This window comes from Adlercreutzia sp. ZJ242, assembly GCF_011038995.1.
Taxonomy (GTDB): Bacteria; Actinomycetota; Coriobacteriia; order Coriobacteriales; family Eggerthellaceae; genus CAAEEV01.
Genome location: NZ_JAAKEE010000057.1, coordinates 1 through 15,505, shown reverse-complemented (window position 1 = coordinate 15,505; position 15,505 = coordinate 1). Strand labels below are relative to the sequence as shown.

The window sequence follows — 15,505 nt, the reverse complement described above, 5'->3', positions numbered from 1 at the left end:
GTGCTTTGCCATGATGAACCTTCCTTTCTCGATCTGGTTGGCAATGCCAGTCGAGTATAGGAAGCGTGGCTCTGCTTGAAATCGCGGTGTTGGAGGTTATGCGGCTCGTCCTGAAATCGGGTGTTGCTCGCTACGAAATCGATGCGGCTGAAAATTGGAAATAATCATATTGTCGTCATCGCAAACGACCCAGCATTCAACGTCGTCTTCGACAAGACCTTCCTCCTGCGCAATCTTAGATCGACGTGCAACGGTATGATCAATGAGTTTCTTATGCTGACCCTTCTCTCCCTCGATCCTGATATCAAAATAGCCAGGGAGGCGGAATACGCTTCGACGCAGAATATCAAAGTACTCGCATTCAGTTTTCCCCTCGCAGCAAATAAGCATCATACTGGCCATGAGCACCTACTCCTTGATGAAAGGAATGCCGCCGTAATAGCCGGCATTGTAGCGGCGTTCAAACGAATCGTCCTTTCTGGCTCCAGCCTCAGCAAAGGTGAGAATGCGTGACTCTTCCCCAAGGGTCTTTTCAACAATCGCCATTTCGTCACGTCCCAAGTCGGACATTATCGAAGTGTTATGCGTGATGAGCACGAGGCTTGCCCCGAGGCTGTCATTGGATTGCGATCTGAACATGGATATGATAGCTCGCGCCAAGACGGGATGGATATAAGAGCTGAACTCATCAATGAATAGCGTCTTGCCGGTTTCTATGGCATCGATGATCGGAACGGCCACCTCGAAAAACTTCTGAGTTCCCATAGACTCCATCGAGGCGAAGTCAAACTCCGCCAAGCCGACTACGGTGTCCTCCTCGTCGCGAACCGCATGTAGCGTTTTGAACTCAGTTCCGCCCTCCTTGAGCATCGCCTTCTTGATGTGAGACGGAACCTGGATGGGAAGTGAGTCAATTGCCGATTCGGAAATGGGCACTCGGCTGAATGCGATATCCCTGATTGCGATGTCGCATTTTTGCAGGAGAGAGACGGTTTTGCCCTTGAGGCTCTCATTATGCCTGAGCATCCCAACAAACCGAGGCGTCAGCAAGTCCCAGCTCGAATTGTCATCGATAATCGATACGGAAGAAAGCAAGTTGAAGACGATGTTCGCGTATTCGTTGTTGTCTTCTCGTGCCTTGGTGATGATTAGCGTTTCGGGCCGGGTCTTATTCTGCAGACGCTTTCCGAACTTATTCTTTGCAGCGGTTGAGTTCAGGTTCACTTCGGCATCGCGAGAGAACACGGTCCTTCGCCTGAGGCTATTGGAAGATTGCTCCCAAAGCGTTTCGCCGACAACTCTATCGTGATCGAAGGAGAATTCGTAGATGAACAAGCGTCTGTCATCTTCAAACTTAAGAGAGAAACGCGTTGGCTTTTCCCAGTTGCCTTGCTTCAGAAGAAACGGCTCGTAGGGTAGGTTCCAGTTGGCAGAGGACGAGTTCACGATGCAGGAGAAAGCTGCTTTTAACGCCTTGATCACATTAGATTTTCCACACGCATTGGCACCGTAAAGTGCAGTGATTCTACGACCCTCAAGGTCACCGAAATTAATCGTCTGCGCCTTGCGGAAGGATCTAAAGTTTTCGATCTCAAGTGATAGCAGTCGTGTCATTCTCTCCTCCTTCTCCAATAATCTTACAATATCATTTATTTGCCAGAACTATCGGAGTTTTACGCGTTTCTGCGTTTTTCGTTAGTTTAAATAGTAAAAAGATGCTGGAACGAATGATACACGCAGAGTTAATGTTAAGAAATGCGATGCGGCTCGCTGTAATTGATTCAGAGGCTAGGTGTTCGTCAAGGCTCGTAAATACGCTCCTCTTGCTGTCGTAAGCATTGCATTTCGACAGCACGCGCGGCTTCTTGAGCACGATCTCGCGGTAGCCTCCGAAGGGGCGAATCCTTCGGGAGCGGTTCGTCTCGGCGTTGGTGGTGACCTCGAGCACGGCGGGGACCTGGTTGCTCACGCGGGAGTGGTTCTGCAGCGCGAGCCCGCTGACGAAGCCTGCCGCCTCGCCTCCAGCGACGAGGTACTTTCGGGCGATGACCTTCTCGGGGTCGAGCGGGGCCTCGACGGCGCGGCCGAGGACCTCCGCGCGCTCCGGGACGTAGTACACGCCGCGCGAGAAGCGCGCGAGCGTGCCCTCGGCGACGGCCGCCTTCAGCCAGCCGAACACCGTGCTGCGCGCCTAGCCCGGGAATACGGCCAGGGCGTCCTCCGGGAGGATGGGCTCGCCTCTGCCGAAGCGCTCTGCGAGTATGTCGACGAAGTTCTTCATGTCGCCATTATAGAGCTGGACTAGTTTATACAATATTGAGTTAATTTCATCTACCTTCATAATTGCCTTGTCGATCGGGCTTCTCGGAACTCTTGTCGGGTCCGGGGTTTCCGACCTTTCCGAAATCAGAGAGAGCGATTGCCCTGAGGAGCTGGATGGCCCTTATTGATAACGCTGTGAGAGATGTTTCACGCGTCTGATGCAACGGAGATGGCAGCGTGTCATCATACTGCATGGTGCTCGAGCGGTTAGCAGAGATGATGGCTCGAGGGATGCTAATGACGATCAAGGGACGGTGCGCTCGGAAAGGATTGATGACATGATCGACCTGAGAGATTATTACCTAAACAACATCAAGGACAGCGATTATCACCATCGCTTCTACGCGCTTGTCAGAAACGTGAACAAGACTTACAACGTGTTTTACGGGGAGCAGGAAAGCGAAAGCTACCAGTTCCTCGTGCATGACGAGGAGGAGGCGATTGACAAATTTCGAGATCTTTGCCAGCCAGGCAACGATTGTCCGAACGCTGAAGATACGTGCTGGTTCTACTTGATTGCCTACTACCTGGACGCTTGCGGCTATATCATCGATGAGTTTCCGAACGTGCTGAGGAGACCGCCGTGCGATCCATCCGATTTCATCTACACAGAAATTCGCGACAGAATCATCGCGCTTGGCCGCGATGACAATGGCGTCGTGCGTTACGCAACGCGCCGCGCGATCGTTGCAGGCATGAAATTCAAGCGTGAAAAGCCATCTGCTCTCGTTGACGAAGATATAAACCAGAAGATCAGGCTGATATCCGCGAGGAACGCAGGATTCGAGGAGATGAGCGACGACGAGAGGCTCAGGGAGATAGTGAATCTCATAGAGAACCTTCTCAAGAAGGACGGCAAGTTCATCCAGCCGGATTATGATGAAGTGATGTTCGATTTCGTGGACGAGGATGTTGTGAAGAGGCTCAAGAGTAAGCTCCAGTGCTTCAGGCATTCGAGCGAGGAAGCACTCAGCGAGAGAGCGGCTTTCAGCGATGAGCAGAAGTCGTTCCTGATCGATTTCGGGGTGACGATCTGTAAGGCATTACACAGGCTGGTCAAATAGCGCATTGGGGTCACGTTGCTCCCGATGGATCAGGATGCCGCGATACGACCTTTCGTCAGGGCTGTGTCACTGGGCCAAGGCAGAGCCAAGAGCAGCGGAACAACGCCAGAATGAGTCTTGGGTTATCCGATCGGGCGTGAAGACACATGACGCTGCGTCGCAGAGTCGATGCTACTTGCCTTCTATCTGCTGAGGGGGATTGGCCTCCTGCCCGGCTTTCCATTCCTTGTATTCAGCTAACAGCTTTCTTGCGAGCTCTTTCTTCTTGTATTCGGGTAGCTGCTCGAAAACGTTGACTTTGCCCTTTGCTTCCGAAAGCGGCACCTCCTTGTCTCCATCGGGCGTTCTCACCTGAGCCATGGGCTCGCGCTCGCCTTTTAAATCCACCGTTATGGACACGAGAATCCATGGAGCAGCAGAGCGCTCCTCCCCGTTTTCTTTGCTCATTTCAATCCATCCTTCCGTCTATGTGTGTTGAGTTGCAGGGTTCGTGTGAAGCGTCGAGCCCCTCTCCCTCACCCCTTCCAGAAGTCCTGGATGAGGTCTTGGCGGGTGGAGTGGCCGGTCTTCTTGAATATGTTGTGCACATGGGCCTTCACGGTGCCGAGGGCTAGCTGCAGCTCGCTCGCGATGTTCTGGTTGTCCTTCCCCTCGAGGACCAGGCGCAGTATCTCCCGCTCGCGGGCGGTGAGGCCGTAGCGCTCGCCGTAGGCGGGCAGCATGTCGTCGACGTAGGCGTACAGGTCAGGGGTTTCGGGCATCGGCGGCTCCTTGAAACGCAGGTGCAAGGTGGCCGACGCGGCGCGCAGGGTCACGAAGGAGAACACGATGATCAGCACGTTCTCGGAGAAGTTGCGCTCGGAGATGTAGAGGGGAAGGAGCGTGGCGTTGCCGATGACGCCGGGGTCGAGCACGAGGATCATGAGCACGTCCTCGAGCACTATCATGATGACCAGCACAGCCGTCAAAGCGAACAGGCGCTTGTGGCGGCGCAGGCGGGCCTTCTCCACCCTGCTCGCGGTGGTGCGGTAGCGCAGCAGCGCATAGCCAAGGCACCACAGCATGAACGCCTGGCGCGTGGTGTAGAACAGCCACTGGCGAAGCGCGGTTTCCGGCAGGGCCAGGATGATGGTCGCGCATGACGCCGTGAAGGCGATCGCCGGCGCAACTATTAACAGCATGCGCCGCTCGTTGAGGTAGTCGCACACCACCATCCAGAGCGACTGCAGGGTCCCCAGCCCCATGAGGGTGCGCAGCGCCGGATTGTCGATGCCGTAGAACGAATCGAGCGAGTAGGCGATGTTTTGGCCCAGGTACTCATACTGGAAGATGAGCGCCAAGTCGAGAAAGTAGAAGACCAGCATAAGAAACGCATAGAGGAACGAACGTCGATGCGACACGAAGTAAGCCGACAGCGACACCGACCCCGCCACCAAGCAGACGACCATGATGAGAATGGTATAGAGGTAGAAAGCAGTTTCCACGCCATGCTCCTCATCTAAACTCGGGTTTGGTTTACAGAGCGGGATCGGTTTATGGGCACTCGCTGAACTGCTTTTGCCGGCATGCGAATCGCAGCGGCTCGATGGGTCCATTGAAGCACAAAAGCCCGGTCACCTGGTCCGTTTCGCGGGATTATTTTGGATATAAGCCTGCGTTATGCCACGTCGCGTGAAAAATAATCCCCGACGAGACTTTCCAAGCATCCGCACCGACTCCATGATGCGAGCCAAGAGCCGCAGAGCTCATGGCGAGGAGCTGCGGAAAGAAGGCGCCGGCGCCTTGGCGCGCGGGGTCGAGGAAAGTCCCTAAGGAGGGGTTTCATGGTCAAGGATTATCTCGATACCAACGACTTCACCAAGGAAGAGCTTCTGGACATGGTGGATCTGGCGATTGCCATGAAGAAGATGATCAAGGAGGGCGGGCGCTACCCGCTTCTGCTGGAGAACAAGACGCTCGGCATGATCTTCCAGCAGGTGTCAACCCGCACGCGCATCTCCTTCGAGACCGCCATGACCGACCTGGGCGGCCATGCGCAGTTCTTCGGCCCAGGCTCCATCCAGCTCGGCGGACATGAGTCCATCGAGGACTCGGGGCGCGTGATGGGCTCGCTCGTGGACATCCTCATGGCGCGCGTCGACCGCCACAAGGACGTGGTGGACCTCGCGCGGTACTCCGCCGCGCCTGTGGTCAACGGCATGAGCGAGTACAACCACCCCACCCAAGAACTCGGCGACCTCATGACCATGATCGAGAACCTGCCTGCGGGCAAGAGGATCGAGGACTGCAAGCTCGCCTTCATCGGCGACGCCACCCAGGTGTGCGTGTCGCTGATGTTCATCGCCTCGAAGATGGGCATGGACTTCGTGCAGTTCGGGCCGAAGGGCCATCAGATCACGGACGGCGGCCTGCAGGTGGAGAACAAGGTGGATTTGCTCGCCATCGGACAGGAGAACTGCCGGGTGTCGGGCGGCACCATCACCATCTCCGACGACATCGAGTGCATCAAGGGCGCCGACTTCGTGTACACCGACGTGTGGTACGGCCTGTACGACCAGGAGGAGGAAGGCGCCAGCTACCTGGACGTGTTCTACCCGAAGTATCAGGTGACGCCCGAGATGATGGACTTCGCCGGCCCGAGCTCCCAGTTCATGCACTGCCTGCCGGCCACGCGCGGCGAGGAGGTTGTGGATGCGGTGATGGACGACCCCGAGCACAGCTTGTGCTGGGTGGAGGCCGAGAACCGCAAGCACTCCATCCGCGCCATCTTGGCGACGCTGTGCCCCCAGGGCCCGCGCGACGCCGTTGCGGCCGACGAGGCGCAGGCCGTGGTGGATGCCCGCATGGCGAAGCTCGGCAAGCTCGGCCTGTAGCTCCGCTTACCCTGGCGTGCTCTTGCCAACCTCCGGGTCTTTGCTGGCCCCTAAGCGCTTGAGCTCATCAAATCAATTCCTCAAATTAAGGAGTTACCCTCATGAGCGGTAAGAAGAAGTTCTCCTTCGTAAGCGTTATCCTCTCGGTCATTTGCGTGGTGTTCGTGTGCGAGGCGGCAGCTCCGGCGGCGGCCATCGGCAACCAGCAGTTCTTCTGGTGGATCTTCCTCATCATCACGTTCCTCCTGCCTTACGGCATGGTGGTGGCCGAGCTGGGCACCACCTACGATTCCGAGGGCGGCATCTACGATTGGGTGCGCGACGCACTCGGCGACAAGTGGGGCGCGCGCATCGGCTGGTACTATTGGATCAACTTCCCCCTGTGGATCGCCAGCCTGGCAACCTTGTTCCCGCCGATTCTCGGCATGGTGCTCGGCATCGACATAGAGTCGAATCTGTTGGTCACGCTCCTCATCGAGCTCGTCTTCGTGTGGATCGTCGTGTTCATGAGCTTCTCGAAGGTGTCTGACTCCGAGTGGATTCTGAACGGCGGCGCGGTGCTGAAGGTGCTCGTGGCTCTCAGCGTGGGCGTGCTCGGCATCTGGTTTGCGTGCATGAACGGATTTGCGGGCGACATGTCCCCGGCGACCTTCCTGCCCGACGTGACCAACACCGCCGCGCTTGGATACCTGTCCATCATCATCTTCAACTTCATGGGCTTCGAGGTGGTGTGCACGTTCGCCAAGGACATGCAGAACCCCTCCCGCGACATCCCCAAGGCGATCATCATGGGCGGCCTGGCCATCGGCGCCATCTACCTGTTCTGCGGCTTCGGCATCGGCGCGGCCATCCCCGCCGACCAAATCGACCCGGACTTCGGCATGATCATGGCCGTCATGACAATGGTGGGCGAAGCAAGCCCCATCTTCATCATCATCGCCGTCGTGTTCCTCATCACCTTGTTCGCGAACATGGCGTCCTGGTCCTTCGGCGTGAACGCGGTGGCCGAGTACGCGGCGAAGAACCAGAACTTGCCGCGCGTGTTCTCCCACGTGAGCCCCAAGACCGGCATGCCCACCGGCGCGGCTGTGGTGAACGGCGTGGTCGCTTCGGCCGTGCTGCTCATTCAGCTTATTCCCGACGAGAACATCTCCCAGGGGCTGTTCTGGACGCTGTTCGCCACGAGCGTCGTGTTCCTGCTGCTCACCTATATCCCCATGTTCCCAGCATTTCTGAGGCTGCGCAAGGTTGACGCGGAACGCCCGCGCGTGTACCGCTTCCCGTTCTCGGGCACGGCCTGCAAGGTCATCCTGGCTATCCCGGTGATCGAGCTGGTGTTGGCCATCGTGGCGACCATCGTGCCGCTGTCGGGCGAGGAGGTGGCCGACAAGCTGCCCATGCTGGTGATATTCGTGGTGTTCTTGCTGATGGGCGAGGCAGTGCGCGTGATCTCGGCACGAGGCCGCAAGGAGGAGTTCAAAGGTCTCACCCTGGAGCTTGCCGCAGAGCGCCTCGCAGAGGAAGCTGCGGAAGCGCTTGGCGAAACACCCGATGATGCGCGCGACGAGTCGCTCGTCGATGCGCACGCCGATGCGCCCGCGCCCACCACAACCGCATGACGCTCACCGCAGGCGGGATGCCGCCTTTGGGGCGGCGCCCCTAAGGCGGCATCCCCTGGAGCGGCGGCCCCTGGAGAGGCGTACCGCTCGCCACCGCAACCTCGCGAAAGGACTTCCCATGAAGACGATTCCCGAATCTGTTTCCACCCCTGCAGCCGACGGCTTCTACATGCCGGCTGAGTTCGCCCCGCAGACGCGCGTGTGGATGGGCTGGCCTCACCGCACCGACACGTGGGCGCACGGCGCCAAGCCCGCCCAAAGGCAGTACGCCGCCATCGCGCGTGCCATCGCCGCGTTCACGCCCGTGTACATGTGCGCCAACCAGGTTGACTACGCCAACTGCAAGGCCGTCTTCGAGGATGACGAGAACGTGACCGTCATCGAGATGACCACCGATGACGCTTGGTTCCGCGACACCGGCGCCACGTTCGTCATCGACGGCAAGGGCGGCAAGCGCGCCTGCCACTGGCACTTCAATGCGTACGGCGGCTTTGTCGACGGCCTGTACTTCCCTTGGGACAAGGACGAGCAGATTGCCGAGAAGATGGCCGAGTTGGCGGGCTGTCGCCGCTACCGCCCCGACGACATGATTCTCGAGGGCGGCTCCATCACCGTGGACGGCGAGGGCACCGTGGTGGTGACCGACCAGTGCCTGCTCTCCCCGGGCCGCACTGCCTCGGCCGTGCTCGCCGAGGAAGCCCAGGAGGACACCATTTGGCCCGCGTACGCCAGAAAATTCGAGCCCTGGAGCGAAGAGCTGCGCGCGTACATGACCGACGAGCTGAAGAAGTACTTGGGAGTGGAGAAGGTCATCTGGGTGAGAGAGGGCATCGACCCTGCGGAGACCAACGGGCACATCGACGACGTGGCCACGTTCATCGCACCTGGCGTCATGGCCTGCATCTGGACCGATGATCCGGAGTACCCCTTCTACGACCAGTGCCATGCGGCTTACGAGACGCTCTCGACCGCCGTGGACGCGAAGGGCCGCCCACTGAAGGTGCACAAGCTGCCCATGCCGGCGAGCCCGCTGTACATGGACCAGGCTTCCTGCGACTCCATCGACGCCGACGAGAACGCCGAGCCGCGCGTAGCTGACGAGCCGCTGATCGCCTCCTACATGAACTACCTCGTGACCAACTGCGGCGTGATCGTGCCGCAATACGGCGACGAGAACGATCGGCTGGCCGTCGAGGTGCTCCAGCAGATTTACGACGAGGTGTGGGGCGAGGGCGTCTATCAGTGCGTAGGCGTGCAGTCCGAGCAGGTGGTCTTCGGCGGCGGCAATATCCACTGCATCACCCAGCAGGAGCCCGCCGTATAAGACAGGAGGAGCCTGCCGCATCACCTAGCAGGAGCCTGTCGTATGAAGCAGAGGTCCGGCGCATAACCAGGAAGAGCTTGCCGCATCAGGCGAGATCCCACCACATAAGGTAGGAGCCTGCCGCACCAGGCAGAGGCCCGCCGTATCAGGATGACGCAGGGCGAACAACCCGGCGTCATCCTGAGCGGAGCGCCCGCAGGGCGCGGAGCCGAAGGATCTGGCCGCGAGTCCAGGTGGGCATGCGAGCGCGCCATGTCTGGAGCCCGATCTTTCGATTCGCTTTGCCTGCTTCGTGCCTTTAGCTTTCTTTTCGCTTGTTCTTTCGGTTTATTTTGATTGGGCTGTCGTATGCAGAGTTCCCGAGTTGGGCCTTCTAGCCATCGATCAATCAAACATCGGATTTCGGTAACTTCTCAAAGAAACCGCAGCTCGCAGATGCGCTTGCCTTCTCGTCTTGCCACAAATGTAAGATAGAGCACATTGATCTTAATGCTCCTCTTTACGTTGGCATTTACATCAGCGTCCCTGAAGAAACTGCCATTGCGCCACCGAGTAGTTGTTGGACGGTTAAGCCGCTATAGAGCAGGTCACTGATTAACTCCTTTCATCGACCGGTCGACACGGAGAATGCTGACTGTTGCCGAATCTCTAGAGAGCAATCTCGCCTTTTGTGAACGACAAGAAAGCATGCATAACGCGCTGCGGTTTCTAGCTTCGCTTACGATGGCTTTTGCCCGCCGACAGGTTATGGACTGATGCTGTCCCCGACGCCCTCCATGAAGTCATCGGTGAACAGGTCGGCTGCCGCCAGCATCGAGGCCAGCATGTCGCTCTCCTTGGGATGAGCACCACCGTGTCGCCTATCCTGTTGAGTAGACCTCCTCGCCGTCGAACCTGCAGCTCTTGGGCGGCCTCACGGCCTGGGAGCCGCCGTTGGCCATGAGCTTCGCCGTTATCATGGCAATCGCCTCGGATTCTGGAATTATCTTATAGAACTGCACGAGAAAAGGCATTCTTCAGGGGGTATAAAGTATAGTTTTTCAAAAAACTACCCCCGTAAGTGAGAAATAGGTGATTCGAGAATGAGGTTGTTCAAACGCGAGGCCTATCTGAGCAAGATACGCGGCTTCTACGATGACGAGGAAACAATAAAGGTCATATCGGGAGTTCGCAGGTGCGGGAAATCGTGTCTCATGAGGATGATACAGGAAGAGATCGAGGGGCGGGGCGTAGGCAAGGACCACATCCTCTATCTCGACCTCGACAAACGCGGCCTCAGGTCGATCAAATCCAAAAGCCAGCTGGAGGCCCTCATCGCCCCTTTGGCCGAGCTGTCTGGGACGAAGTACGTATTCATAGACGAGATCCAAAACGTCAAGGGGTTCGAAGAGGTCGTGAACGGCTTTCGCACCGAAGGCGGGTTCTCCATCTTCATCACTGGATCCAACTCCTATCTCCTCTCCGGTGAGCTGGCCACGAAATTGACGGGACGCTACATTGAGTTCGAGGTGCAGACGCTCACTTTCCCGGAATACTGCGACATGAAGCGGTTCCTGGGAAAGCGCGTGAGCCCCGACTTGACGAAGGAGTTGGATGCCTATATTTTGGAGGGCGGCTTCCCGAAGGCGCTTTACTACGACAGCATGCAGGACAAGCGCACCTATGTCACGTCGGTCGTGAACGAGATAATCGAAAAGGACGTCCGACGTCGCGTGCGCATCTCGAATCTCTCCCTGTTTACCCAGATACAGAGCTACATCATCAATAACTTCGGCGCCACGACATCGCTTACCAACATCCTGAAGGAGCTTGAGAAGCAAGGCGTCCACCTCAAGCGGGAGACCCTTTCCAGATATCTGGGCATTCTCGAGGATGCGAAGATCATTCGAAAGTGCACGCGCTTCGACATGAAGTCGCGCAAATCGCTTCAGGGCCAGCAAAAGTACTATCTGGCCGACCTGAGCTTCTTTTTCGCGCTGAACACGGACAACAAGATCAACTACGGTCCAGTCCTCGAGAACATCGTCTACTCGTACGCACGCAGCAAGGACTATAGCGTAAGCGTAGGGCGCATAGGAAAGCTCGAATGCGACTTCATCGTGCGCGACCAGAGCATGGGGTACGCCTACGTGCAAGTAGCCATGACCATCGCCTCCTCGAAAGACACTGAGGACCGGGAATACGCACCCTTGGAGCGGCAGAGGGACAACTACCCCAAGTTCGTGCTCACCAGAAACGACTCCACCCAGCGACGTAGCGGCGTATATCATGAGAACATCACCGACTTCATGATGAGGGGCAAAGGGTTCACGGACGGGCTTTATTCCGAACCGTACGAGTGGGAACATGGGGACGACATCGATATGTATCGCACAATCGAGTGCCCGAGCTGCAAGTTTGCGCAGCGCATCGACCTTGCGGATTACGTGATCGACGCCACGACGGGCGAGGATAACGATATAACCATGGGACCCGATGTGGTGTATGACTTTGATGCTGAGGACATCGTCTGCCTGGAATGCGGGGCAAAGCTCCGAGCCTATGGCTACATTCGCGAATATCCGATCGGTGCGTTCGACTCTGAATACATAAAAGTCGTGCTCGCGCGATAACGGGCTTCCCGCCTACGGGACCGGGGTGCAGCTCCTCAATGGACGGCGAGAGGTCTGCAACACCTGGGTCACCGATGCGAGCGGGGCACACACCTAGCCAACAAGCGTAAGGACGGACGCATTAGAACGGCCAGATAGATGGGCCCACGCCTATTCGTGGCCCATCTAATCAGATAGCCATTACTTGCGAATTCAACGACGCTCGGCTTCCTGTGTTAGTGATAAGCCCAAAGTCCAGAGCATCAGGCATCGATAGTATATAATCATATTCACCTCGTGCGTAGGCGCGAGGGCGGTCGTTGATTCTGTCAAGAAGCATCGGACAACGAACTTTACGCCTATCGACGATACGCGAAAGCTTCGTGGTCCTCGTCGCAGATTGCAGGACACCTCGATTCCTCCTTCCATTATAGGATAGGATGTTTCATCAGGCCTTCTTCTCCTAAGCAGGGAAGAGACTAGGCGAGATTCTGAGGGCGCTTCAGCGTACTCAGAATAGTTTGGGCAACTGCTCGGAGGTCAGTGACCTCGCCCGCGTTTCCTCCGAGCATGTGGCCTAGTATGAATGGGTATGCAAAACGAGAAACAATTAAAATAGGTGAGATGCTGCGAGCTTTCTAGGTCCTGTGACGCCTGTGAGCAGATTCTATGTTGCCGAAGTTGGTTTAAGTACGTGGACAAGCATCGCGGCAAGAAAGGCTACGCTCATTTCGACAAGAGAACCTCTCTTGAGGATCGGAAGACGCGCTCAAAGGTTCTTAACCCCGAGTGGGTATCTAGACACGCATTCTGACCTCTTGCTCATTCGGAAATGCAGCGTGGTAAATTTGGCACAATGCGTTCAGGTGAGCCACCTATATCTAGGCGCAAAGTGAGAGATATTCGTTACTGCGCTCACATCGATAGATGTGTATATCAGAGGTACGCCTTCTTAATTGATGCGGCATATAATCGCCAGGTTAAAAACACGCCGGTCGACGAATGCGCTATTGCCTATCGCACCAACAAAGGGCGAAGCAATATCGATTATGCAAAGGAAGTATTCAGCTTTATTGAAAAACAGGAGAGCTGCGTAATTGTCGTTAGCGATTTCGCGGATTTTTTCGAGGGGGTCGACCATCTTTTCTTGAAGCGCGCTCTGTGTGAAGTGCTGAATTGTTCTGTGCTGCCGCCAGACTACTACGCTGTTTTCAAAAATTCGACTCGCTATTCTTGCTGGGAATGGAAGGATCTGCTTGAGCTAAATGGACTCGCAAATGATCATTCCGCTCGGAAGAAGATGAATGAGCGCGAAACCATTCTGCCATATGAGATTTTCAAGCAACAGGTTAAAGGCAAGACAACAAGAAACGACACAGGCCATGGTATTCCTCAAGGATCGCCGCTCAGCGCCGTGTTGTCGAACGTGTACCTTAAAGAGCTCGACGGTGATCTGTCGACGTTGGTAGGTGCTTCGGGTGACCTTTATCGTCGATACTGCGATGATGTTCCTATGGTGCTCCCCGTTGCAAACGGGGATGTCGCAGGCGCATTGAGCGACGCGAAGAGAGCATATTCGCTTATTGCCAGCTACCCGGGAGTGAGAGTGCAGCAAGAAAAGACCAAGAGCCTGCTCTTTTTGCGATTGGGGGAGGTTGGCAGTCTGTTCGAGGTGGATCGAAAGGGTCGCGTGGCAGACAAGCCGACAAGGCTTGATTACTTGGGTTTCTCCTTTGACGGCGCAAATATTCGGATACGAGCCAAAACAGTTGGAAAGTACTACTATCGCATGGGGCGAAAAGCTCGCGTTGCCGTACGCCAGGGCAGAGGGTTCGAGCGCCTTTATGCAAGGTATTCGGAGAAATCATGGGATATCGACGGCAAGGGTAGCTTCGTTGATTATGCAAAGCGAGCAATGGGGGCAATGGATTTAGAGGATCCGACGGCTCTTTCCATAGCGAAGCACAGCATGGAAAAGATTGCCAAGGCGCGCAATCGGGCTAGCGAGGAATAGGCTAGCAAGGCTTTGTAAACTCCGAAAGTGCCGCGTTCTCCTTTCTCGACAAAGTTCTGCGGACATCCGCGCCTCAACGTCAGAAAGCGAGCGCATGAAGAAGAGGGCTGCGCGGATTATGCCTTGCCCAAAGAGAAGTCTAAATGTGCTACAATGTCTTACAATGACTTGAGGAGGGACAATGGCGAGCGTGACGATGACCATCAGGCTCGAGAGCGAGGAGAAGAACCTCATCGCCGACTACGCGGCGGCCTTTAACACCTCCGTGTCCGAGTTCATGCGCCGCGCCGCGCTCGAGCGCATAGAGGACGAGCTCGATCTCAAGGCATGGCACCAGGCCAAGGCGGAGTTCGACGCCGACCCGGTGTCCTACCCCGCCGACGAGATAGCGAAGAAGTACCTGTAGCATGTGGCGGCTCCGGTTCTCCAAGAAGGCCGACAAGCAGCTCTCGAAGATGGACGCCGGCGTACGCCGCGTCATCGTCGCCTGGCTGCTCAAGAACGTTGACGGCTGCGACAACCCGAGGGCCCCCGGCAAGGGCCTCGTGGCCGACAAATCCGGTATCTGGCGCTACAGGGTGGGTGACTACCGTGTGCTTTGCGAGATCAAGGATGACGAGCTGGTTGTGCTGGCCATCGAGATAGGGCACAGGCGCGACATCTACGGATAGGCGGGCGTTGCTTTGCGCCATGGGGTTGGTGGACAAATCAGGCGCTCTCCCCATGCGATTTCCCTCGGTTGTCCCCGTGGAAGTGCATGATTCGCGAAGACGCTCTAAGCTATCGGCTGGACTTGAAGCCCCGTTGATATCGGGGAAATTCGTCCGAGCGACAGCACGCTCTATATCATCGGAAACGGATTCGACCTGATGCACAGGGTCCCGTCGAGCTACTATATGGGGGATTGGGAGCATAGCGTTCTTCTTTTCGACAAAGATGCTGAGCACTGGTCTTTTACGAGCCTGCTTGCCCCCATCAAGAACCAGGGTCTGATAAGCGCGCGTTTGCGTCATGTTTACGCCACCGGCTCCGATATCACCTTCGTCTACAATAATCGCGTCAGGTCCTACGACTTGGCTTCTGGGAAACTGACCATGAATAAGCAGGTCAGAGATGCAAAGAGTATAGGCTATCCCGGTAGCGATGTGTTCGACGGGCTAATCGGCAGGAATCGCGCGTAGAAGCATGCGGTGACAAAGCGAGTCAACTGGCGAGACGCTCGGCTGCCGAGAAGAAGCGATTCTGGCCAAAATGTTGAGCAAAGAATCGCAAGCGCTGTGATTTGGCGAAAACCGGGAAAAGGTCGTTGGGCTTACCGAGCCTGTCAGCCTCCACCGCCGAGGCTCATCCGCGCACCTCCGCGCTCGTTTCGCTGTACGTTCGCTTCCGCCATCCTGCGGGCGGCCGCGTCTCAGCGCCAGGGCAGATGGCAGATCTTCTAAAGGCGCCGTCCCAGCATAGAGTTTTTGGGATGCGGCGATAGCCTCGCCGGTGACGAGGACAGGCGAAAGCCCGCCCGAGGAAGCAGCCTAGCAAACGAAAGAGGTTCCCCTATCCTTTGTCTTGCTGAATGTTTCTAGCGTCAAAAAATGAGCGCTATTCCGCTAATTATTAAACACCTTTCCATTAATAAATGAGCATCGTGAGAACCTACGTGACTGTATGCTCTTATAGATAGAATCGTATAGTGATGTGAGG

The 15,505-nt window shown here is 56.5% G+C and carries 15 protein-coding genes; 8 read left to right on the top strand and 7 right to left on the bottom strand.

From position 1 onward, the window contains the following. Window positions 1-96: 96 nt before the first annotated feature. The 4 genes from G7Y49_RS10485 to G7Y49_RS10470 are packed head-to-tail and all read right to left on the bottom strand — an operon-like array spanning window position 97 to window position 2,341. Window positions 97-402 carry an RloB domain-containing protein gene (locus G7Y49_RS10485; RefSeq protein WP_165173578.1) on the bottom strand — a complete coding sequence of 102 codons (306 nt, stop codon included), beginning with the start codon at window positions 400-402 and terminating at the stop codon, window positions 97-99. 6 nt (window positions 403-408) lie between these two features. Beyond that, complete coding sequence (locus tag G7Y49_RS10480) at window positions 409-1,614, bottom strand: ATP/GTP-binding protein (protein ID WP_165173576.1); 1,206 nt, start codon at window positions 1,612-1,614, stop codon at window positions 409-411. Between the two features lie 31 nt (window positions 1,615-1,645). After that, the gene (locus tag G7Y49_RS10475) at window positions 1,646-2,179 is read right to left on the bottom strand and encodes a hypothetical protein (RefSeq protein ID WP_165173574.1); all 534 of its coding nucleotides are present in this window, start codon (window positions 2,177-2,179) and stop codon (window positions 1,646-1,648) included. A 12-nt stretch (window positions 2,180-2,191) separates the two neighbouring features. Beyond that, on the bottom strand, window positions 2,192-2,341 hold the full coding sequence (locus G7Y49_RS10470; protein ID WP_165173572.1) for a hypothetical protein: 150 nt from the start codon (window positions 2,339-2,341) through the stop codon (window positions 2,192-2,194). A 259-nt stretch (window positions 2,342-2,600) separates the two neighbouring features. Between G7Y49_RS10470 and G7Y49_RS10465 the strand changes: the two genes are divergently transcribed. Further along, window positions 2,601-3,386 (top strand): hypothetical protein, encoded by a 786-nt coding sequence (locus G7Y49_RS10465; RefSeq protein ID WP_206214651.1) that lies wholly within the window; start codon window positions 2,601-2,603, stop codon window positions 3,384-3,386. Window positions 3,387-3,557: 171 nt separating this feature from the next. Here G7Y49_RS10465 and G7Y49_RS10460 read toward each other — a convergent pair whose 3' ends face one another. Beyond that, window positions 3,558-3,833, bottom strand: a complete 276-nt coding sequence (locus G7Y49_RS10460) for a hypothetical protein (protein WP_165173570.1) — start codon at window positions 3,831-3,833, stop codon at window positions 3,558-3,560. 68 nt (window positions 3,834-3,901) lie between these two features. Further along, window positions 3,902-4,870, bottom strand: coding sequence for a helix-turn-helix transcriptional regulator (locus G7Y49_RS10455; protein ID WP_165173568.1), 969 nt, complete (start codon window positions 4,868-4,870; stop codon window positions 3,902-3,904). A gap of 339 nt (window positions 4,871-5,209) precedes the next feature. Here G7Y49_RS10455 and ptcA point away from each other — a divergent pair, with 339 nt between their 5' ends. From ptcA to G7Y49_RS10440, 3 genes are all read left to right on the top strand, one after another. Further along, entirely contained in the window at window positions 5,210-6,259 is a 1,050-nt protein-coding gene (ptcA, locus tag G7Y49_RS10450) for a putrescine carbamoyltransferase (protein ID WP_165173566.1), read from the top strand. 101 nt (window positions 6,260-6,360) lie between these two features. After that, window positions 6,361-7,878 carry an APC family permease gene (locus G7Y49_RS10445; protein WP_165173564.1) on the top strand — a complete coding sequence of 506 codons (1,518 nt, stop codon included), beginning with the start codon at window positions 6,361-6,363 and terminating at the stop codon, window positions 7,876-7,878. 118 nt (window positions 7,879-7,996) lie between these two features. Then, window positions 7,997-9,202: an agmatine deiminase family protein gene (locus G7Y49_RS10440; RefSeq protein WP_165173562.1), complete on the top strand. Its 1,206-nt coding sequence runs from the start codon at window positions 7,997-7,999 to the stop codon at window positions 9,200-9,202. 860 nt (window positions 9,203-10,062) lie between these two features. Here the strand turns inward: G7Y49_RS10440 and G7Y49_RS12525 are convergent. Continuing rightward, the gene (locus G7Y49_RS12525) at window positions 10,063-10,161 is read right to left on the bottom strand and encodes an antitoxin (protein ID WP_370519651.1); all 99 of its coding nucleotides are present in this window, start codon (window positions 10,159-10,161) and stop codon (window positions 10,063-10,065) included. Between the two features lie 123 nt (window positions 10,162-10,284). Between G7Y49_RS12525 and G7Y49_RS10430 the strand changes: the two genes are divergently transcribed. The 4 genes from G7Y49_RS10430 to G7Y49_RS10415 all read left to right on the top strand — a co-directional run bounded on the left by G7Y49_RS10430 (window position 10,285) and on the right by G7Y49_RS10415 (window position 14,478). Continuing rightward, window positions 10,285-11,814, top strand: a complete 1,530-nt coding sequence (locus tag G7Y49_RS10430; protein WP_165173560.1) for an ATP-binding protein — start codon at window positions 10,285-10,287, stop codon at window positions 11,812-11,814. 811 nt (window positions 11,815-12,625) lie between these two features. After that, window positions 12,626-13,807, top strand: a complete 1,182-nt coding sequence (locus G7Y49_RS10425) for a reverse transcriptase domain-containing protein (protein WP_206214650.1) — start codon at window positions 12,626-12,628, stop codon at window positions 13,805-13,807. A 181-nt stretch (window positions 13,808-13,988) separates the two neighbouring features. Continuing rightward, window positions 13,989-14,213, top strand: a complete 225-nt coding sequence (gene relB / locus G7Y49_RS10420; RefSeq protein WP_165173556.1) for a type II toxin-antitoxin system RelB family antitoxin — start codon at window positions 13,989-13,991, stop codon at window positions 14,211-14,213. Between the two features lies 1 nt (window position 14,214). Beyond that, complete coding sequence (locus G7Y49_RS10415; RefSeq protein WP_165173554.1) at window positions 14,215-14,478, top strand: type II toxin-antitoxin system RelE/ParE family toxin; 264 nt, start codon at window positions 14,215-14,217, stop codon at window positions 14,476-14,478. Window positions 14,479-15,505 lie beyond the last annotated feature (1,027 nt).

What these genes read in the sequence shown, in the direction of transcription:
- G7Y49_RS10485 (WP_165173578.1), bottom strand. Translation starts at nt 402, where the DNA reads ATGGCCAGTATGATGCTTATTTGCTGCGAGGGGAAAACTGAATGCGAG.
- G7Y49_RS10480 (WP_165173576.1), bottom strand. Translation starts at nt 1,614, where the DNA reads ATGACACGACTGCTATCACTTGAGATCGAAAACTTTAGATCCTTCCGC.
- G7Y49_RS10470 (WP_165173572.1), bottom strand. Translation starts at nt 2,341, where the DNA reads ATGAAGGTAGATGAAATTAACTCAATATTGTATAAACTAGTCCAGCTC.
- G7Y49_RS10465 (WP_206214651.1), top strand. Translation starts at nt 2,601, where the DNA reads ATGATCGACCTGAGAGATTATTACCTAAACAACATCAAGGACAGCGAT.
- G7Y49_RS10460 (WP_165173570.1), bottom strand. Translation starts at nt 3,833, where the DNA reads ATGAGCAAAGAAAACGGGGAGGAGCGCTCTGCTGCTCCATGGATTCTC.
- ptcA (WP_165173566.1), top strand. Translation starts at nt 5,210, where the DNA reads ATGGTCAAGGATTATCTCGATACCAACGACTTCACCAAGGAAGAGCTT.
- G7Y49_RS10445 (WP_165173564.1), top strand. Translation starts at nt 6,361, where the DNA reads ATGAGCGGTAAGAAGAAGTTCTCCTTCGTAAGCGTTATCCTCTCGGTC.
- G7Y49_RS10440 (WP_165173562.1), top strand. Translation starts at nt 7,997, where the DNA reads ATGAAGACGATTCCCGAATCTGTTTCCACCCCTGCAGCCGACGGCTTC.
- G7Y49_RS12525 (WP_370519651.1), bottom strand. Translation starts at nt 10,161, where the DNA reads ATGATAACGGCGAAGCTCATGGCCAACGGCGGCTCCCAGGCCGTGAGG.
- G7Y49_RS10430 (WP_165173560.1), top strand. Translation starts at nt 10,285, where the DNA reads ATGAGGTTGTTCAAACGCGAGGCCTATCTGAGCAAGATACGCGGCTTC.
- G7Y49_RS10425 (WP_206214650.1), top strand. Translation starts at nt 12,626, where the DNA reads ATGCAGCGTGGTAAATTTGGCACAATGCGTTCAGGTGAGCCACCTATA.
- relB (WP_165173556.1), top strand. Translation starts at nt 13,989, where the DNA reads ATGGCGAGCGTGACGATGACCATCAGGCTCGAGAGCGAGGAGAAGAAC.
- G7Y49_RS10415 (WP_165173554.1), top strand. Translation starts at nt 14,215, where the DNA reads ATGTGGCGGCTCCGGTTCTCCAAGAAGGCCGACAAGCAGCTCTCGAAG.